Source organism: Candidatus Symbiopectobacterium sp. NZEC151 (assembly GCF_025962655.1).
GTDB lineage: Bacteria > Pseudomonadota > Gammaproteobacteria > Enterobacterales > Enterobacteriaceae > Symbiopectobacterium.
Window position 1 is genome coordinate 103,280 of sequence record NZ_JAGFPE010000003.1, and the last position, 20,472, is coordinate 123,751.

The following is a 20,472-nucleotide window of genomic DNA, read 5'->3' on the forward strand; positions in this document are numbered from 1 at the left end:
GCTAAAAAAACAAATAAATGACTGATAAAAAGCAAAATATCGCCACTGTAACCCTACCGGATAACGTCGATGTACCGCGCTACGATCGCACTGCCCTACGCCCGCGTATTGTGCATATCGGGTTTGGGGCATTTCACCGTGCCCATCAGGCGCTGCTGACGCACCGCGTCCTCAATCAGGAAGGCGGCGATTGGGGGCTGTGCGAAGTGGTGCTGTTCAGCGATGACAGCCTGATTTCAGCGCTGCGCGAGCAGCAGCACCTGTTTACCGTGCTGGAAAAGGGGGAAAGCGGCAATCAGGCTATCGTAGTGGGCGCGGTGTGCGCCTCGCTACACGCCGCCGTTGATGGCAAAGAGGCCATTTTGGCACAGCTGGCCGATGCTCAAACGGAGATTGTCTCCCTGACCATTACGGAAAAAGGCTATTGTCTGGCGGGTGCGCACGGCAATCTGGACACCGACAATGCCCACATCCAGCATGATTTGCGCTATCCACGCGAGCCGCTGTCGGTGCCGGGTATCATTACCGAAGCGTTGCGTAGACGCCATGCTCTAGGCATCCCTCCTTTTAGCGTGCTCTCCTGCGATAACATGCCAGAAAACGGTAAGGCCGCCCAACGCGCGGTACTTGATTTCGCACGCCTTGTTGCGCCCGCGCTGGCAGCGTGGATTGAGCGTGAAGTGGCTTTCCCCTCCACCATGGTGGATCGCATCGTGCCCGCCGCCACCGCACAAACGTTGCACGACGTGGCAGAAGCTGTCGGCGTTGACGATCCCTGCGCTATCGCCTGCGAGCCCTATATTCAGTGGGTTGTGGAGGATCGTTTTACGCTGGGTCGACCGCATTGGGAGGCGGCAGGGGTACAACTGGTGGCGGATGTTGCACCTTATGAAACCATGAAGCTCAGAATGCTGAACGGCAGTCACTCGTTTCTGGCCTATCTCGGCTACCTGGCGGGCTATGCCCATATCAGCGACTGCATGGCCGATGCGCACTTCCGCCGTGCGGTGCGCCACCTGATGCTGGCAGAGCAAGCCCCGACGTTAACCATCAGCGGCGTTGACCTGACAGACTATGCCGAACGCCTGCTTACGCGCTTTGCCAACCCAGCCCTGCACCACCGCACCTGGCAGATAGCGATGGACGGATCGCAAAAGTTACCGCAGCGCCTGCTCGATGGATTGCGCTGGCATCGGCGCAATGGCAGCCGTTACGAAGCGCTGATCCTCGGCGTGGCCGGATGGATGCGCTACATTGGCGGGCACGACGATCGCGGCGAGGCGATTGATATTCGCGATCCGCTGAAGACCACCTTACAGAACATAGCGGCATCCACCCCGGACGACGAAACGCGCGTGCAGGGCTTGTTGACGTTGACGGCGGTATTTGGTGATGACCTGCGCACCGACCCGTCATTGGTACAGGCACTGACCGACGCCTACTTGCGCCTACGCGACCAAGGCGCATTGGCGACGGTCACTGAACTGGCGCAAAGCCTTTCCGACTAGCCCCCCACTCAATCACCACACGCAATCGCCACACCGCATCGCTACGCTTCCCGGCGGCAGGCAAGGATGTCGCCGGGTTGGCATTCCAGTACCTCACAGATTTTTTCCAGCGTTGCAAAGCGAATGCTTTTCACCTTACCTGATTTTAATAACGACAAATTTTGTTCGGTAATGCCGATACGTTGGGCCAGCTCACGCGATCGCATCTTCTTTTGTGCCAGCACCACATCCAGATTTATTATTATTGGCATAGGGTTTTTTAATTAAATTAATTGGCTGTGTTATTTCCGCTGCTCCCAGACAGCAACGAATTCTGCTGTCTGATGGTATCAGTTTGTAAGTAAAAACGATTGCGATCGTGGTAGCAACTGCGACACCGGTAGCATTTGCGACAGATGTATTTGCCCCGTCTCCCCCTCTCACTGTTCCCGGTGTGCCGGACACCACTGACACTCAGGCTGAAGACCGTTATCGCCAATGAAATGTCACTTTCCCGTATTCATCTGTTTTTATGATGAAGATCACCCTTTTTTAGCAGTTAATAGCGCCAGATGTTCTTCATTCAGAATGAGATAAAACCAAATTTTATTGCGTTGCGATAATTAATTATCGCATTGCGTGATTATAAATAAGATTTTATATCAAATAACTACGGTCAAATTAGAAAATGTAATTTCATGATCAAGTTGACAAATTGCCATTAAATCACCCTAAAAGCGTGATCGTCAGTTTACTTTCATAGGAATAGAGCAAATGATAGGAATATCGGTTCATACCAAATGAAATATTGTTTTAAAAATGTAGGCAAATTGATCATGAGTAAATCTATCTCCTTTAAGCACACGTTCTGCTACGGCAGCGCAAACCTGCTTGGCAGCGGCGCGCTGGCGATCAGCGGCGCATGGCTGATGTATTTCTATACCACCTTCTGTGGACTTACGCTGGTTGAAGCCGCGTCCATTTTCTCCGTTGCCAGTATCATTGATGCCATCAGTAATCCGGTGATGGGGTATGTCAGTGATAACTTTCATAATACTCGGCTGGGCCGCCTGTTTGGGCGTCGCCGTTTCTTTATTCTGCTGGGTGTGCCGCTGGTGCTGGTCTATCCGTTGCTGTGGGTCAGTGGCTTTGGCTTCTGGTACTACATGGCGACGTACGTGCTGTTTGAGCTGATTTACACCTCCATTATGGTGCCATACGAAACGTTGGCGACCGAAATGACGCACGACTTCAAGATCCGCTCCAAGTTGACCGGTTCTAAAGCCATTTTCGGCAAGCTGGCTAACTTCCTGGCAGCCTTTATCCCCGGCCAGTTTATCGCCATCTATGGTAAAGACTCCGCCACGCCATTCTTTTACACCGGCCTGACCTACGGGTTCATCATGTGCGCGGCAATGATTGCCCTGTACACCACCTCCTGGGAGCGTCCGTTGAATGAACTGGTGCATGAAAAAACCGCTAACCTGTGGCAAACGCTGAAAAAACTGAGCGCGGACATGCTTTCCACCTTCCGTTTGCGTATTTTCCGCAAGCACCTGGGAATGTACCTGTTCGGTTTTGGCGCTGAATGGCTGTTCGCTTCTGCTTTCACCTATTTCATCGTCTTCGGGTTAAAGCAAAACACCGCGCTGGTCTCGCAGTTGAACAGCTTTAGCTCCATCATGCAGCTTATCTCTACCGCCGCGTTCATCGGCATCTGCGTGAAAATGGGCTTTGCGCGTCCGTTCCGTTTGGCACTGATGGTGGTGATCGTGAGCGTTATCGCTTACGCCGCGCTGTACTTTGCCAACTGGTCAGACGGCGCCACGATCGCCGTGCTGTTTGGTATTACCGCTATTTTTGGTCTGAGTACCGGCGGTATCTACTACATTCCGTGGACGGTCTACACCTTCCTGGCCGATGTGGATGAAGTGTTGACGGGTCGCCGTCGTGAAGGGATCTACGCGGGTGCCATGACTTTCGCAGGCAAAATGGTGCGCTCGGTTATCGTGTTTGCCATGGGATGGACGCTGACGCAGTTCGGTTTTGTTTCTGGTCATGCCGCACAGCCTGAAAGCGCCGTGCTGGCGATTGTCGGCGTGTTCTCGCTGGGGGTTATCGGGCTGGCGCTGGTAGCCATCTACTACACCACGCAAATGAAACTTGATCGTGAAAATCACGCCATCCTGCTGGAAGAGATTGAGCGTATCAAGGCCGGTGGCGCTATCGCCGATGTGCCGGTACACGCCAGAGCCGTCGCGGAAGAGTTGACCGGTTGGAAATACGAACAGTGCTGGGGGAATAACCCGCTGGGCGTACAACCGCAGGCTGCGGCACCGCAAGTTGCCACTTCTGAACGCTAATACCTTCAGTCAGCCCGCGCTCGCGGGCTGACTTATTTTCCCACCTTAAATCAGCGCCGCTTCCTTCAATTCACTTTTCAGGTAGGCATAGTAAATCGGTGCAGCAATCACGCCCGGAATGCCAAACGCCGCTTCAAACACCAGCATTGCCAGCAAGATTTCCCACGCGTGCGCCTTGATTCGAGTGCCCACAATCTGTGCATTGAGGAAGTATTCCAGTTTGTGAATCAGCATCAGATAAACCAGCGCCGCCAATGCCACCGGCAGGGAAATCGACAAACCAGAAATAAACACGATGGAGTTGGATATCAGGTTACCAATCACCGGTATCAACCCAAAGATGAAGGTCAGCACCACCAGCGTTTTGGCAAACGGCAGATGCACACCAAAACAGGGCAAAACACCGAGAATAAACACCGCTGAGAGAATGGTGTTAACCGAAGAGATTTTTACCTGGGCGAACACGATATTGCGAAATGACATCGACAGCAGCGAAACGCGCCGCATCAGTTCTGATTTCAGCATCGGTTTATCCGTGTCCTCTTGCACGTTGTACAGTGAGACGATCGCCCCCAACACCATACCAATCAACATGGTGACAAAACCGTGCAGAAAATCTTTGCCCATGGTTTGCAGCATCACGATATGTTCTTGCACCCAGCGCATAAATTCGTGCTGTAGTTCTTCGACACTCACCGGCAAGTAACCCGGCAAATAGACCATGATGTGCCGTTGTACGTCATTGAGAATCAAGCCGATACGCGCATTGAAGGCCGAGGTGTCACGCATTTCCTGCATCACAATCCCGGTCAGGCTACCAAACAGCAGGCTAAGCAGACTCACCACCAGCGTACTGATGATCGCCACTACCACCCAACGCGCGCGTTTGCCACTGATAATTTTTTGGAAATGGGGCGTCAGCAGATTGACGATTTCATACACCAAAAATCCGGCAACGAAACACGTTAACAGCCGTAGCGACAGCAGCAGCAGCAATCCCCCAAACATAAAACCCAGGCTCAGCCATCTGGCCTGTTTTAAATTCAATAACTGCATGACGACATCCTGTATGCGTAATGATCGGACCTGTACACGTACTTACGACACCAAAAATAGCACTCGGTTTATCGCACCATTCTCTGCGCACCAGAAAAGACGCATGAGAAAAGTCGCACGAAACAAGCCCGGTAATAATTCTGCTTTTTCTCCGTCCTATTCTTAGCGTTTTTAGCATGAAAAACCAGAAGGGATTAGCGGGCGCGCAGAGTAATCCACCAGGAAAAGCGTCGTTCGACGATAATGGGCAGGGTGCGGGTCAGGGCGCTGAAAAAACGCGCATCATCCTGCAAGGGAAAGACACCGGAAATACGCAGCGCTGCCGCCTTGGCATCGAGGGGAAAGTAGCCGTTACGGTAGCGCGCATATTCACGCATCAAGCTATCCAGCCGCATATTGTCCGCCAGCAACACGCCATCCAGCCAGCTTTGGCGGAAGCCTTCCACCGGTTGCGCAGGCTGACTCATCGCAACAGTAAAGGTGACTTGTTGCCCAGCGAGAACGCGCACAGCCGCCTGCAATTGCTGCGCCGGGCGGAGCAATACTTCCCCCTGAAACACCGCCAGCGTACTTTCACCGTCATCGCAGCGCACATCAAACCGGCAGGGTGAATTCAGCGTCAGTTCCCCCTGAGGGGTGGAAAACAGTAGCGGGTAAGGCACAGCGCTTTCCAGCAAGCACTCCCCTTTCAGCAAGCGTAGAGAAGCAATCTTTCCGTCCTGGTCGTAGCGTGAGAGCGCTGAATCGGTGTTCAGGTTTAGCGTCATCCCCTCTGCCAACGCCCAGCACCGGTTTTCTCCCTTGGCGGTGCGATAGTCAGCGGCATAGGTTTCCCAGGGGACGCTATAGGCCCCACCGCCCAGCAGCGTCATCAACGCCAACAGTTTTAACAGGTGACGCCGTTCGGTTCCCTGACGGCTCAATACGCTGGACGCCACGGGGCTATCGACGGAATGAAAACGGGTATGAATCTGCTCGACACGCTGCCACGCCTGCTGGTGCAGTGGATGACTATTCAGCCATTGCTGCCAGGCGTGGCGCTCATTTGCCGTGCAATCATCCGCGTAGAGAATGGCATACCATTCTGCGGCATCGTAGAACACGTCCTGGGGAATATCGTCGGATCGCATGGCAGGGATTAGCGCTCCTGGCAGGTCAGGCAAGCGAACATCGCCTGTGCCATGTATTTTTTCACCATGCGATCGGAGACACCAAGGCGATCGGCCACCTGCTGATAGGTCAATCCATCAATATGCACCCACAGAAACGCCTGCCTGGCCTTGGCAGACAGCGTACTGAGCATGCGATCAATCTCCAGCAGCGTATCAATAATGATGGCATGCTGCTCCAAAGAAGGCTCCACATCAATCTGCTGTTCTGCCAGTACCTGCGAATAGGCATTTTCAATGTCGCGCCGCCGCCAGAAATTCACCACCAGACCATGGGCGACGGTGGTCAACCAGGCGCGAGGTTCACGCAGTTGGGTAGCCTGCTGCGTGCTGATCAAACGCACGAAAGTATCCTGCGCCAGATCGGCCGCCTGCTGCGAGCATCCCAAACGCCGACGCAGCCACGCCTGTAACCAGACATGGTGCTCGTGATAAATTCGCTGTACCGCCAAAGATTCGACGGGATCAGCATAGGTAGCCGCGTGACCGTTCACGTTGTGTCTCATTTAATAACAATGAAATGATTTTCATTATCATTAAATGCAAAGTCAATCACTATCGGCAAATGCGTGATAAATGAAAAAGCCCCGCTCGCAGGCAGGGCTTGGTAATTGATGAAAGCGATCTGTCAAACCATCGCGCCAGTGATTACCAGCGGTAACTCAGGTTGGCATTGAACACGCGGCCTTCACCGTAGTAACACCAGAAGTTACACACGCTGACATATTCACGGTTGCTGAGGTTGGTGGCATTAACCTGCAAGCGCCAATCCTTGGTGAAGTCATAGGCTACCATGGCATCCCAAAGGGTATAGGCAGGGGATTTCAGGTTGGGGCTTTCCTTTGAATCACCAAAAGAACTACCGACATAACGCACCCCCGTCCCCACAGATAAACCGGAGAGTGTTCCCTGGAACGCATAATTCACCCAACCGGACGCTTGTTGTAATGGCTGCTCAACAAAGCGTTTACCTACTTCGGCTTGATCAAGTGATTTGGTGGTCTCGACTTTGCCATAGTTATAATTGGCCAGCACCGTCAGGCCGCGCGCCACCTCACCGCTCATTTCCAACTCGATACCGCGAGAGCGAACCTGCCCGGTTTGCATTGAGATGCCTGAGTGATCAGGGTCAGTGGTCGATACGTTATCCTGAACCAGGTTATACAGCGCTACGGTCGCATAACCGTTAAAGCCGTGCGGCGTATATTTCATCCCCACTTCGGTCTGCTTACCCACGGTCGGTTTATATGGATTGCCTTTACCGTCATTGCCCACAAGCGGCATAAAGGATTCAGAGTAGCTAATGTAGGGAGAAACACCGTTATCAAACAGGTACATCAGCCCAGCCGTTTTGGTGAACTTGTCGTCATCCTTACGGCTACCCTTGCCATCAGTCAGATTCTGATCGCGCGATTTCGCTTTATCGTAACGACCGCCAATCAAGGCAATCCAGCGATCGTCATAACGAAACTGGTTCTGAACGTAGTAACCGATTTGGTGGCGTCCAGTACGGTGAGAATACAAATCGTTGAGCGGCAGAACGGCATTGCCATAGACGGGGTTAAACATGTCAATGGCACCAATACCGTAGAAATCACCATCGCGGCTTTGTGAATTGGCGCGACGGTAATCAATACCCAACAGCAGCGTGTTTTCCACATCTCCCCACTGCCACTCCCCAACCATACGGTTATCCGTCGCCCAGTTTTGCGCAAAGCCATCGCGATACACCATGCCCCGCTGAGCTTCGCGTTCACTAACCTGATAGGAAGCATAAGCAGTACGCAAATCCATATTCAGATAGTTGTAATTGGTGTTCTGATGGAACGTCCAGGTATCGTTAATACGGTGGGTGAACTCATAACCCAAGGTAAATTGACGGGTGTTATTGCGGTCGAGCCCGGGTTCACCCAGTGAGGTTCTGTAACCCACTTTCCCAAACGGTGTATTGTGCAGCGTGCCATACGGCAGCTTAAAACCGCTGGTAACATCGGAATGGGTATCCATGTAGCTTGCCAGTACGGTCAGTTCAGTGTCATCCCCCATCAGGAATGTCATGCTGGGTGCCAGATAGAAGCGGTTACTCTTGGCATGATCCATTTCACCCGACGTGCCGCGCGCGAGGCCAACAACGCGATAAAGCACCGTGCCATCATCGTTAAGCGGCCCTGCGCTATCAATGCCCAATTGGCGGTAATCATTGGAGCCGTAATCCAGAGATATTTGCCCCTGCGGCAAACGCGTTGGTCGCTTGGAGATCATGTTGACCAGGCCGCCCGGTGGGTTTTGCCCATACAACACAGACGCAGGCCCTTTCAGAACCTCGACGCGATCCACGCCAAAGGCTTCAAACTGCTGAACGAAATACGCGTTTTCATTAATAGCAGCAAGGCCGTTTTGAAAGCGTGACTGATCCTTAAAGCCACGGATAGAAAGCCATTCCGCTTTGTTATCCGGCCCATAATAGGATGCCAGCACGCCTGGGCTGTAGCGCAAAGCCTGATCGACCTTCTTGGCACCGCGCTCTTCCATCTGTTGCTGTGTCACCACGGACATCGCACGCGGCGTTTCCGAAACCGGCACATCCAGCTTTAACGCGGTATTGGGCGGCGCGGTGACGACGATCTGGTCGTTACGCGCTGGCACCGCAGCCGCTGTTTGCGCTACCGGCTGCGCCACAATAGAGAGGCTGCCGTCAGCGTGGCGCTCGGCGCGCAGACCGCTGTTCGCCAGCAGTTGCGCAAACCCTTGTTCCACTTCATAACGCCCTTGCAATCCGCTGCTCTGTTTACCCACCGTCAGTGCCGGATCATAAGACAACAGAACGCCGGATTGCTGCGCCAATTGGTTTAATGCCTGAGCCAGGCTTCCCGCAGTGACATGAAATTCCTGTGCTGCTGCCGAAACGGTCGTGACCGAAGCGGCACCGCCCAGCGCCATTCCCCAAAGTGCGGCTCTTAGCGCCAGCGTTACCGGCCCGGTTCGCCATGATTTCATTGTTATACCCCTGTCAGTTTTTCATTGCTGTTAATGGGTATGCCAATGGCGGTCACCAAAAGGGGAACCAGAAAAAGAAAAAAATGCGTATTGACGGCAGGCGTACAAATAACGCTATATGAATTAGTAGATAACGGGGGTTATTCGTTCGGGCAGGACAAAATAAAGGGTCGATAATTTGCGTTAAGTTGCATTAATAACATTCGCTACGCCCGAAAAGACGCAGCTTATATTGCTATTGGCAATTAATAATTCCGTAATGTTAGTAATTTCGAACGTCCTTGTTTTATTTCCCTAAGAAACAAGGTTAATGGCAGGAGCCGGTTCGTTGATCTCTTGATTCAAGATCATCAGAGAAAACACACGGTTTTCAACATTCAGCTTAGAAAAAGAGAGCGTGCTTAGCTGCTTTTTCGTGAAGCCATCCGACAGAAGATCCGACACGACGCGCGTACTCATTACGTCGCTGTTGGTCAGAAAGTCCTGATAGGCAAACTTCACGTTTATCGGCAGGACATCATCGATAGATACCGGATTGTTCGTCTCAGAATGCAGCCCGAAATGGGCATTAAATGCAGAGTTAGCACAGAGAACCTTGCATTTATCATCAATAACGGCGACGGCACGCCTGTCATTTTGTACAGGTTTGCTCAGCATGCCTATGATCTCATTTTGTCCAAATATCAGACTCATCGTTTCCTCTGCTTCATGCTATGACAAGATAACTCCACGGACACACTGAGAAGCTGCGTCAACCCTCTACCGATCTGCGCGACTCACACGCAGGATCGCAAAGCATTGCGTAGATGCTTCCAATAGCCCGAAACCGCAAACCGTAATTAATCAATAAAAACAAATAGATAAAATATCTTGTACTTCCGTTAGCGTAATGTTCAAGCAGCGCGACGTTGTATTTTGATCTCGAACGATCAGGCTGAAGCCTGCATCGACGAATTGCTATTCAAGTGTAGAAGTAAAAGGCCAAAAGATCCCGTGAACCCGTACCACATTCGTCGCTTATACCGCTCTCATTTTTTTACATATGTACTAAAATTTTAACGTACCTGTCGATCAAACGATCGAAAAGCATCTTCTGGATCAAAATATACCCGTGTTGGTATGCACACTATCGGCTGAATAAGCAGTATCTTTATGCCGTTTGATCGTAAAGGACGATCAAATAATAAAAAGTAATAGTTGTAATCTATTGAAAATAATAAATTGATCGTTATATGCTTTACGATCATGTGAACGAGCAAGTCAGACACAATAATGTGATACATGTCACAAATCATGTTCCGGTTTGCTTTTTTATAAATAACAGAAAACGCTTTGGGCCCGCCATTCTCCACGCTTTGCCTTTCACTGCGTTACTCCTTATTGCGTGATCCATCGCTCAAAAAAGAAACAAACTCTGGCGCACCACTACACTTAACGATTTGTTGACATACATTTAACAAGGTTTAAGGAGAGCGCTATGAGCCAATATAATAAACACACCATACCCGCCTCAGTGGCGGAGAACGCCCTGATTAACCCCGAGCAGTATCGCGAGTGGTATCAGGCATCGATCAATGATCCCCAAACCTTTTGGCGGGAGCATGGCAAGATCGTCGACTGGATCAAACCGTACACTGAGGTAAAAAACACCTCTTTCGATCCAGGTCATATCCGCATTCGCTGGTTCGAAGACGGCACGTTAAATGTTGCAGCCAACTGTCTCGATCGACACTTAGCCACGCTTGGCGATCAAACCGCCATTGTGTGGGAAGGGGATGATGCGAGCCAAAGCAAAACGGTGAGTTACCGCGAGCTTTACCAGAGTGTCTGTCGCTTTGCTAATGTATTGAAATCACTAGGTATTAAAAAGGGTGATGTGGTCGCTATCTATATGCCAATGGTGCCGGAAGCAGCGGTTGCCATGCTGGCATGCACGCGCATAGGCGCCATTCATTCCGTTATTTTCGGCGGCTTTTCTCCCGAATCCATCGCCGGGCGTATTATTGATTCCAGTGCCAAACTGGTGATTACCTCTGATGAGGGTATCCGCGCAGGGCGCACTATCCCGCTGAAAAAGAATATTGATGACGCGTTGCGCAACCCAGGCGTTAAAACGGTGGCCCATACCATTGTTTACCAACGCACGGGTGCCGCTATCGATTGGCATGAAGGACGCGACCTCTGGTGGCACGATCTGATCGCCGGTGCAGACGATCACTGCCCGCCAGAAGCGATGAACGCCGAGGATCCGTTGTTTATTCTCTATACCTCCGGATCGACCGGTAAACCTAAAGGCGTGCTGCACACCACCGGCGGATATCTGGTCTATGCCGCCATGACCTTCAAATATGTGTTTGATTACCATCCCGGCGATGTCTATTGGTGTACCGCCGATGTCGGCTGGATCACCGGGCACAGCTACCTGCTCTACGGCCCGCTGGCCTGCGGTGCGACCACGCTGATGTTTGAAGGCGTACCCAACTGGCCGGATGCGAGCCGTATGGGACAAGTGGTCGATAAGCACCACGTCAATATCCTGTATACCGCCCCCACCGCAATCCGCGCGCTGATGGCTGACGGCGACAAGGCCATCGAAGGCAGCAATCGGCGTTCGCTGAAAATCATGGGGTCGGTGGGCGAGCCCATCAACCCGGAAGCCTGGGAATGGTATTTCAACAAGATCGGTAACAGCCAATGTCCGATCGTCGATACCTGGTGGCAAACGGAAACCGGCGGGTTAATGATTACCCCGCTGCCGGGGGCGATCGAAACCAAGCCGGGTTCGGCAACGCTTCCCTTCTTTGGCGTGCAGCCTGCGTTAGTCGATAACCTGGGCACGCCGCAGGACGGGGCAACGGAAGGCAATCTGGTGATCACCGACTCCTGGCCCGGACAGGCGCGCACGCTGTTTGGCGATCACGAGCGTTTCGAACAGACCTATTTTTCGACCTTTAAAGGCATGTATTTCAGCGGCGATGGTGCCCGCCGCGATGAAGATGGCTACTACTGGATTACCGGCCGCGTCGATGATGTGTTGAACGTGGCGGGGCATCGTCTGGGCACGGCTGAAATAGAATCTGCACTGGTGGCGCACCCGAAGATTGCCGAAGCCGCCGTAGTGGGCATCCCGCACAGCCTGAAAGGCCAGGCTATCTACGCCTACATTACGCTCAACCACGGTGAAGAGCCCTCCAGTGCGCTTTACACGGAAGTGCGCAATTGGGTGCGTAAAGAGATTGGTCCGATTGCTACGCCCGATATCCTGCACTGGACGGATTCGCTGCCGAAAACCCGTTCCGGCAAGATTATGCGGCGCATTCTGCGCAAAATCGCGGCGGGAGACACCAGTAATCTGGGGGATATCTCCACGCTTGCCGATCCTGGCGTCGTTGAAAAACTGCTGGAAGAGAAACAAACCATGGACACGCCACAGTCTTAAACATCAAACGCAGTACGCACTAAGCGAACCGATAGCAGATAACGCCAGACCCCGAGGGTCTGGCTTAGCTGGCTGTACCCTGAAATCGGCAACGCTTTTACTTGCAACCGGATACAGACCAGACCCATTTACCGGAGATTTATGATGAATGACGTCCTCTACCAACGCATTGGCAACCACTCGGTGTTTAAGGAACTGGTGCGCAAACGTCAGCTTTTTGCCGTCTCGCTTTCTCTGATCATCCTGGTGTTATACATCAGCTTTATTTTGCTGATTGCTTTCGCCCCCGCCTGGCTGGGTACCCCCATCTCTCCCGGCGCAACGATTACGCGCGGCATTCCCATCGGGATTGGCCTTATCGTTATCTCGTTTATCTCGACAGGGGTGTATGTCTATCGCGCCAACGGAGAATTTGACCGTATGACCAAAAAGCTGCTGAGTGAGGTTAAGTAATGAAAACGCGTCTGTTATTACCGCTTGTTGGTCTGATGCTCCCTGTCATGGCCTACGCGGATGCCCTCACCGGCGACGTTCAACGCCAGCCGCTGAATATTCAGGCCATCGTCATGTTCCTGCTGTTTGTCGGCGGCACGCTTTACATCACCTATTGGGCCTCGAAGCGCACACGTTCGCGCAGCGACTATTATACGGCAGGCGGCAATATCACGGGTTTTCAGAACGGATTGGCGATTGCGGGTGACTATATGTCTGCCGCGTCGTTTCTCGGCATTTCGGCGCTGGTGTATACCTCCGGTTACGACGGACTGATCTATTCGCTGGGCTTTCTGGTGGGCTGGCCCATCATCCTGTTTCTTATTGCAGAACGGTTGCGTAATCTCGGGCGCTATACCTTTGCCGATGTAGCATCTTACCGCCTGCAACAAAAACCGATTCGCACCCTCTCCGCCTGCGGCTCGCTGGTGGTGGTAGCGCTGTATCTCATCGCCCAGATGGTCGGCGCAGGCAAACTGATAGAGCTGCTGTTCGGCCTGAACTACCACGTTGCCGTCGTGCTGGTCGGTATTCTGATGGTGATGTATGTGCTGTTTGGCGGAATGCTCGCCACCACCTGGGTACAGATTATCAAAGCCGTGCTGCTGCTGTTTGGCGCCACCTTTATGGCTGTCATGGTGATGAAATCGGTCAATTTCAGCTTCGACGGCTTGTTCAAAGCAGCAGCGGCGGTCCACCCGAAAGGCATTGCCATCATGAGCCCCGGCGGACTGGTTTCGGACCCGATTTCGGCGCTGTCGCTCGGGCTGGGCCTGATGTTTGGTACCGCAGGCTTACCCCATATTCTGATGCGTTTCTTTACGGTGAGCGATGCACGCGAAGCACGTAAAAGTGTGTTTTACGCCACCGGGTTTATGGGCTATTTCTACTTCCTGACCTTTATTATCGGCTTCGGTGCCATTGTACTGGTCAGCGCCAATCCCGCCTTTAAAGATGCCGCAGGCGCATTGATTGGCGGGAATAACATGGCCGCGGTGCATTTGGCCGATGCGGTAGGCGGCAACTTCTTCCTCGGCTTTATCTCCGCAGTGGCGTTCGCCACCATTCTGGCGGTGGTAGCCGGGCTGACGTTGGCGGGCGCGTCGGCAGTGTCACACGATCTGTACGCCAATGTGATCAAGAAAGGGCAGGCCACGGAGCGTGATGAACTGAAAGTCTCAAAACTCACCGTTTTGGCGCTGGGCGTGGTGGCTATCGGTTTGGGCATTTTGTTCGAAAAACAAAACATTGCCTTTATGGTGGGGCTGGCCTTCTCGATAGCGGCGAGCTGTAACTTCCCCATAATCATCATCTCAATGTACTGGTCGAAGCTGACCACGCGTGGGGCAATGTTGGGCGGCTGGGCGGGTTTGCTGACGGCTATCGTGCTGATGATCCTGGGTCCCACCATTTGGGTGAAAATTCTTGGTCACGCCACGCCTATTTATCCGTATGAATACCCGGCGCTGTTCTCAATGCTGGTGGCGTTTATCGGGATCTGGTTCTTCTCGATTACCGATAATTCAGAGGAAGGCAAGCAGGAACGCGAACGTTTCTATGCGCAGTTTGTTCGCTCACAAACCGGCGTAGGCGCATCAGGCAGTGTGTCTCATTAAGTGATTCGGTTGCCTCCGAAACGGAGGCAACCACAACCAGTCGTTTAGATAACCATACTCAGCAGCAAGCACCCAATCAGGCCACATACCGCAATAATGGTTTCCAACGCAGACCATGACTTCATGGTTTCGCCAATCGTCAGGTTGAAATACTCTTTGAACAGCCAGAAACCCGGATCGTTCACATGAGAGAAAATTACGCTACCGGAACCGACGGCCAGCACCATCAGTTCAGGACTAACGCCGGTAATGGTGAGCAACGGCGCAACAATACCGCCCGCGGTCATGGCCGCAACGGTCGCTGACCCCAGCGCCAGACGCAGCGCAGCGGCAATCGCCCATCCCATCAGCAACGGCGACAGCGTACTGCCCGCCATCAGCGTTTCGATGTACTTCGCAACGCCACCGTCCACCAGGATCTGTTTGAACGCCCCACCGCCACCGATCACCATCAGCATCATCGCGATGATCTTGATGGAATCGTTGATGGTATCCATCACCTGATCCATAGAGCGACCGCGATTAAGCCCGAAGGTGAAGATCGCCACGATCACGGAAATCAGCGTTGCCATCACCGGATCGCCCAGGAACTCAGCGTAACCCAGCACCGGATGGCCTTTTTGCAGCGTCATTTCTGCCACCGCACGACCGGTCATCAGGATAACCGGAATCAGGGTAGTGAACACGCTGATACCAAAGCCCGGCATCTCATGATCGGCAAACACTTTCGGGTTGTGTAACCCAGCAGGGATAGGCTTATCGATACTTTTCAGGAAACGTGCATAGACCGGCCCGGCCAAAATTACGGTCGGAATAGCAATCAACGTACCGTACAGCAGGGTCTTGCCCATATCGGCTTTGAACAGAATAGCGATAGCCGTCGGGCCCGGGTGCGGAGGCAACAGCGCATGGGTCACGGACAGTGCAGCGGCCATCGGCACGCCGATAAACAGCAATGGGATACGCGCAGCAGCAGCAATGGTGAACACCAACGGCAGCAACAACACGAAGCCTACTTCATAAAACAGTGCAAAACCAACGGTGAAACCGGTTAATACCACGGCCCACTGGATGCGCCCCTTACCGAATTTATCGATAAGCGTGGTTGCAATGCGCTGGGCACCGCCGCAGTCTGCCAGCAGTTTGCCCAACATGGCACCAAAGCCCATGATCAGCGCCAGACTGCCTAGCGTACCGCCTACCCCGTTTTTGATGGAGGTGATGACACCATTAACGTTAAACCCACCCTGAGAGGTGTAGCCCAACGCCAAGCCAACGGCCAGCGACACCAGAATCAATGAAATGAACCCGTTCAGTTTGCAACGGATCATCAATAGCAGCAGCAGGGCAACCCCGATTGCTACAATGATTAATGGCATAATAATTCTCCGATATAGGAATCGTACAGATGCTGTTAACTAATACAGTCAGATCTATAAATGCTACTTTTGCATCAACGTAGCGTTCTTTTTGTTACCTGGCAGCGCGTGCTACCGAGCTTTGGGGGCCAAAGCCTGACGCCTTGGAGTAGCGGTTTATGCCCTCGTTAGCCTCATCGGTAATCTGTGATTTTTGTCACACCCCTGCTTGTTACCGGTATCATGATACCGGTAACGTGATAAAATGCGAAACTATCATATCGGCTTAAATATTCATTTTGAGATAGAGATCAAACTATGGCGGGACAAAGCATCATCATCATGGGCGTATCTGGGTGTGGTAAATCCAGTTCTGGAGCGGCTATTGCAAATGCGCTGGGCGCTAAATTCATTGATGGCGACGATCTGCACCCGCGCGCCAACATTCAGAAAATGGCAAGCGGCCAGCCTTTGGACGACAACGATCGTGCGCCGTGGCTTGAGCGTCTTAACGATGCGGCCTACAGTCTGCGCCACAAAAATGAAGTGGGTTTGATCGTCTGCTCGTCGTTAAAACGCCGCTATCGCGATAGCTTGCGTCAGGGCAACCCGGATATGTTGTTCCTTTATATGAAGGGCAGTTTCGACGTTATTCTGCAACGCCTGAAAGCGCGCGCCGGACATTTCATGCCCACCGATCTGCTCAAAAGTCAGTTCGATGCGCTGGAAGAGCCTGCGACAGATGAAACTGACGTGGTGAGCATCGATATCGATGGCAGCTTTGATGAGGTTGTCGCCCGCGGTCTGGCGGCACTACGCAACGCGGGTGTCGTTTCTCGTCGCTAACGGGTTAAATGCTGTCGCCTTGCAGGATCGTGAAGCCCAAATCCAACCGCTGCGGGGTAACCACCTCGCCGCGCAGCCTGGCCAGCAGCCGCTCTGCGGCCACCTGCCCCATGCGTTCACGTGGCGTCAGCACGCTGGCCAGTTTCGGTTCCATCGACTGGCCAATATCGTGTCCGTGAAAACCGGCGATCGCCATTTGATCGGGGATGCGCAACCCTTGCCGCTGACACTCAAAGGCTGCACCGATCGCGATATCATCGTTGGTGCAAAACAGGCTGTCGGTTTCCGGGTAGCGCTCGCGCGCTTCTCTCATCAGTTCACCGCCCAGACTGTAGGACGAGGGGCGATCGGTGTTGACATCACGCGGCGTCAACCCGGCATCGCGCATCGCTTGTTCGTACCCCTGCATCTTGATCAAGGTACGCTCATCCAGACGCGAGCCGAGATAAACCGGAAAACGGTGCCCACGGGCCAACAGCACCTGCGTCATCTGGTAGGCCGCTTCAAAGTTGTTAAACCCCACTGCCAGATCGATGCAGGGAGACTCGCTGTCCATGATTTCAACCACCGGGATGCCCGCCACTTCAATCATCTTGCGCGTGCGCTCCGTATGGGAACGTTCAGAGAGGATAAGACCGTCAATATTGTAGGAAAGCAGTGACATCAAGCGCATCTCTTCGCGCTCGGCGTGATACCCATAGTGTGCCAGCATCGTCTGATAGCCGTGCGCATCCGTCACGCGTTCAATGCCGCGCAATACTTCGGCAAACACCTGATTGGTCAATGAAGGAAGCAGAACGCCAATCGCCCGACTGGTGGCATTCGATAAAATCTCCGGCGCCCGGTTGGGAATGTACCCCAACTCATCCAGCGCAGCGGCGATGCTGTCACGCAGAGCCGCCGATACCTTCTGCGGATCGCGCAGGTAGCGGCTAATGGTCATTTTAGTGACGCCAACACGATTGGCCACATCTTGCAAACCTGGTCTTTTCTTCTTCATTTTCAATCGATTGAAATATTGTTGGCCGGTCCTTTAGTGTAACAAAGAAAACCCGCGCTGTCTGTGTGACGGTGACATGATGGTCACCAGTACAATCCCCGAGCCACCATAGCAACCCAACTGCCAATAATGATGAAACAACCCTGCGTTTTCCTTATTTCCCGTTAAAAAAACGCCACTAAAAATAATCAAGGCTGCACCGTGATAAAAAAAACGTCACTGCCCGTGGTTAATAGCGCGGCGCATTCCTTATCTGCTAGAAAATAATATTTACCTGCCGACACCAATATTAAAGAAACCCAAACTAATTTTTATTTTTTCCATTATTATTTTAGATATTATCGCCCTTTACCCTCATGCCGATATCGCACTTTTTGCATCGTTGTTACCCCTGCATATAACAACGTGATCTCCATCACAAAATAATTTTCACCTCGGCTGAATCGAGTAAAGCGTGACCGTAAAACCCATTGTTACCGGTATCATTTGCGTATATAGTGGTCTTATCACCGTCAGGGTGTCCTGATGTCGAGCCTATTGGAGAGAAACACTAGCGGCAAAGATGAAAGTCTGGATCACATGAGGCTGCGATGAACCCCATCAGCACCCCGTAATGCGCCCCCATCCTTTACGGTAACTCACCGTAGCAACGGGCTCTTTATTTATTGACGATCTGGTATCGTGCGTCTATTTGCACGAGCGTTTTTATCATCTTAAAAATAATTAAAACACCCGCTGGCTGCTGTAGCCCAATTATTTCCTCGACGTCATTGGCATTTGATTTTAATTAAGCAAAGCATCAATGTTAAACACATGGGGCATAGCATGAATCCTATTGTTGCACGCGTTACCCACAACATCCTGTCTCGTTCTCACGCCGAGCGTAGCCGTTATCTGGCACTGATTGCCGCCGCCAAAAGCAAAACCGTACACCGCTCCGAGCTGGCCTGCGGCAATCTGGCACACGGCTTCGCGGCCTGCTCGCCCGAAGACAAAGCCGATTTGAAGAACATGATCAAAAGCAACATCGGCATCATCACCTCTTACAATGACATGCTCTCTGCCCACCAGCCCTATGAACGCTACCCGGATCTGATTAAAAAGGCGCTGAACGCCGTGGGCGCTGTCGGTCAGGTTGCGGGAGGTGTCCCTGCCATGTGCGACGGTGTGACACAAGGGCAAGACGGCATGGAGCTCTCCCTGCTGAGCCGCGATTTGATTGCGATGTCGGCGGCGATTGGCTTGTCACACAACATGTTTGATGGCGCGCTTTTTTTAGGCGTATGCGACAAAATTGTCCCGGGACTGTTTATTGCAGCCCTCTCTTTTGGTCACCTACCGACCGTTTTCGTGCCCGCAGGCCCGATGCGCACCGGCATCTCCAACAAAGAGAAAGTGCGCATCCGCCAACTGTATGCTGAAGGCAAAGTCGGCCGCGATGCGCTGCTGGAATCCGAGGCCAGTGCTTATCACGGCGCAGGAACCTGTACCTTTTACGGCACCGCCAACTCTAACCAGATGGTGATGGAGATCATGGGGCTGCATCTGCCCGGCTCCTCGTTTGTCTACCCGGATATTCCGTTACGCGATGCGCTGACAGAGGCCGCTGCGCGTCAGGTCACCCGAATGACGGAAAGCGCGGGCGATTATCTGCCCGTCGGGCAACTGGTGGACGAAAAGGTGATCGTCAACGGTATTGTCGCCCTGCTGGCGACTGGCGGCTCGACCAACCACACCATGCATCTGGTCGCCATGGCGAAAGCCGCCGGTTTTACCGTCACCTGGGATGATTTTTCTGAACTGTCCGAGGTGGTGCCTCTGCTGTGTCGTATCTACCCCAACGGGCCTGGCGACATCAACTACTTTCAGGCGGCAGGCGGCGTGTCGCTGCTGGTGCGAGAATTGCTGCGCGGCGGCTTGCTGCACGAGGATGTCCACACCGTGGCGGGCTTTGGTCTGCATCGCTACACCCAGGAGCCGTTCCTGGAAGAGGGTAAACTGGTCTATCGCGACGGCCCGCTGGTGTCGCTGGACGCCGAAGTGATCGCACCGCTGGAAACCCCGTTTGCCAAACACGGTGGCACCAAAGTGCTTTCCGGCAATCTGGGACGCGCAGTGATGAAAACCTCCGCCGTGCCGCAAGAGCGACAAACCATCGTCGCGCCAGCCATCGTATTCAACGATCAGAACGATGTCGATGCCGCCTTTAAAACTGGCCGTCTGGACAACGATTGCGTGGTGGTGGTGCGTTATCAGGGGCCAAGAGCGATAGGCATGCCAGAACTGCACAAACTGATGCCGCCGCTCGGTGTGTTGATGGACCGAGGCATCAACGTTGCGCTGGTCACCGATGGTCGCCTGTCAGGCGCATCCGGCAAGGTGCCTGCCGCCATCCACGTGACACCGGAGGCTTACGTAGGCGGCCTGCTGGCAAAAGTTCAGGATGGCGACATGATCCGCGTTGACGGCATCACGGGTGAGATCAGCCTGCTGGTGGATGAAGCAGAGCTGGCGCAGCGTCACCCGGAACAACCGGACTTGTCCGCTTCCCACGTAGGAATGGGGCGCGAACTGTTTACCGCACTGCGCGAGAACATTACCGGTGCGGAGCAGGGTGCCAGCGCGATCCCCTACCGTTACGCCCAGTAG

The 20,472-nt window shown here is 53.1% G+C and carries 15 protein-coding genes; 7 read left to right on the forward strand and 8 right to left on the reverse strand.

All coding sequences use genetic code 11. The features are described from left to right. Positions 1–17 precede the first annotated feature (17 nt). Positions 18–1,508, forward strand: coding sequence for a mannitol dehydrogenase family protein (locus J5067_RS11255; protein ID WP_264651148.1), 1,491 nt, complete (start codon positions 18–20; stop codon positions 1,506–1,508). A gap of 41 nt (positions 1,509–1,549) precedes the next feature. Here the strand turns inward: J5067_RS11255 and J5067_RS11260 are convergent, their stop codons facing one another. After that, positions 1,550–1,759, reverse strand: coding sequence for a helix-turn-helix transcriptional regulator (locus J5067_RS11260; RefSeq protein WP_264644149.1), 210 nt, complete (start codon positions 1,757–1,759; stop codon positions 1,550–1,552). Positions 1,760–2,323: 564 nt separating this feature from the next. Here J5067_RS11260 and J5067_RS11265 point away from each other — a divergent pair. Beyond that, a complete protein-coding gene (locus J5067_RS11265; protein WP_264644148.1) occupies positions 2,324–3,850 on the forward strand; it encodes an MFS transporter in 1,527 nt (508 codons plus the stop codon). A gap of 45 nt (positions 3,851–3,895) precedes the next feature. On the opposite strand, the gene J5067_RS11270 is transcribed toward J5067_RS11265, so the two are convergent. The 5 genes from J5067_RS11270 to J5067_RS11290 all read right to left on the reverse strand — a co-directional run bounded on the left by J5067_RS11270 (position 3,896) and on the right by J5067_RS11290 (position 9,765). Then, on the reverse strand, positions 3,896–4,906 hold the full coding sequence (locus J5067_RS11270) for an AI-2E family transporter (protein ID WP_264651149.1): 1,011 nt from the start codon (positions 4,904–4,906) through the stop codon (positions 3,896–3,898). Positions 4,907–5,100: 194 nt separating this feature from the next. Beyond that, the gene (locus tag J5067_RS11275) at positions 5,101–6,036 is read right to left on the reverse strand and encodes a DUF4880 domain-containing protein (RefSeq protein WP_264628271.1); all 936 of its coding nucleotides are present in this window, start codon (positions 6,034–6,036) and stop codon (positions 5,101–5,103) included. Between the two features lie 8 nt (positions 6,037–6,044). Beyond that, positions 6,045–6,569: a sigma-70 family RNA polymerase sigma factor gene (locus J5067_RS11280; protein WP_264644145.1), complete on the reverse strand. Its 525-nt coding sequence runs from the start codon at positions 6,567–6,569 to the stop codon at positions 6,045–6,047. Positions 6,570–6,723: 154 nt separating this feature from the next. Continuing rightward, on the reverse strand, positions 6,724–9,072 hold the full coding sequence (locus tag J5067_RS11285) for a TonB-dependent siderophore receptor (protein ID WP_264644144.1): 2,349 nt from the start codon (positions 9,070–9,072) through the stop codon (positions 6,724–6,726). A gap of 294 nt (positions 9,073–9,366) precedes the next feature. Next, positions 9,367–9,765, reverse strand: coding sequence for a transcriptional regulator (locus J5067_RS11290; RefSeq protein ID WP_264644143.1), 399 nt, complete (start codon positions 9,763–9,765; stop codon positions 9,367–9,369). A 784-nt stretch (positions 9,766–10,549) separates the two neighbouring features. On the opposite strand from J5067_RS11290, the gene acs reads away from it, so the two are divergent. The 3 genes from acs (at position 10,550) to actP (ending at position 14,619) form a co-directional block, all read left to right on the forward strand. After that, complete coding sequence (gene acs / locus J5067_RS11295; RefSeq protein ID WP_264651150.1) at positions 10,550–12,511, forward strand: acetate--CoA ligase; 1,962 nt, start codon at positions 10,550–10,552, stop codon at positions 12,509–12,511. Between the two features lie 144 nt (positions 12,512–12,655). Beyond that, positions 12,656–12,964, forward strand: a complete 309-nt coding sequence (locus tag J5067_RS11300; protein ID WP_264644373.1) for a DUF485 domain-containing protein — start codon at positions 12,656–12,658, stop codon at positions 12,962–12,964. Continuing rightward, positions 12,964–14,619 (forward strand): cation/acetate symporter ActP, encoded by a 1,656-nt coding sequence (gene actP, locus J5067_RS11305; RefSeq protein ID WP_264644141.1) that lies wholly within the window; start codon positions 12,964–12,966, stop codon positions 14,617–14,619. Before J5067_RS11300 ends, actP begins: the two co-directional genes overlap by 1 nt. Before the next feature lie 44 nt (positions 14,620–14,663). On the opposite strand, the gene gntT is transcribed toward actP, so the two are convergent. Beyond that, positions 14,664–15,998, reverse strand: a complete 1,335-nt coding sequence (gene gntT / locus J5067_RS11310) for a gluconate transporter (RefSeq protein WP_264651151.1) — start codon at positions 15,996–15,998, stop codon at positions 14,664–14,666. 297 nt (positions 15,999–16,295) lie between these two features. Here gntT and J5067_RS11315 point away from each other — a divergent pair, with 297 nt between their 5' ends. Then, positions 16,296–16,823, forward strand: a complete 528-nt coding sequence (locus J5067_RS11315) for a gluconokinase (protein ID WP_264644139.1) — start codon at positions 16,296–16,298, stop codon at positions 16,821–16,823. Positions 16,824–16,827: 4 nt separating this feature from the next. Here J5067_RS11315 and gntR read toward each other — a convergent pair whose 3' ends face one another. Beyond that, positions 16,828–17,823, reverse strand: coding sequence for a gluconate operon transcriptional repressor GntR (gene gntR / locus J5067_RS11320; RefSeq protein ID WP_264651152.1), 996 nt, complete (start codon positions 17,821–17,823; stop codon positions 16,828–16,830). Positions 17,824–18,648: 825 nt separating this feature from the next. Between gntR and edd the strand changes: the two genes are divergently transcribed. After that, positions 18,649–20,472, forward strand: coding sequence for a phosphogluconate dehydratase (edd, locus tag J5067_RS11325; protein WP_264644137.1), 1,824 nt, complete (start codon positions 18,649–18,651; stop codon positions 20,470–20,472).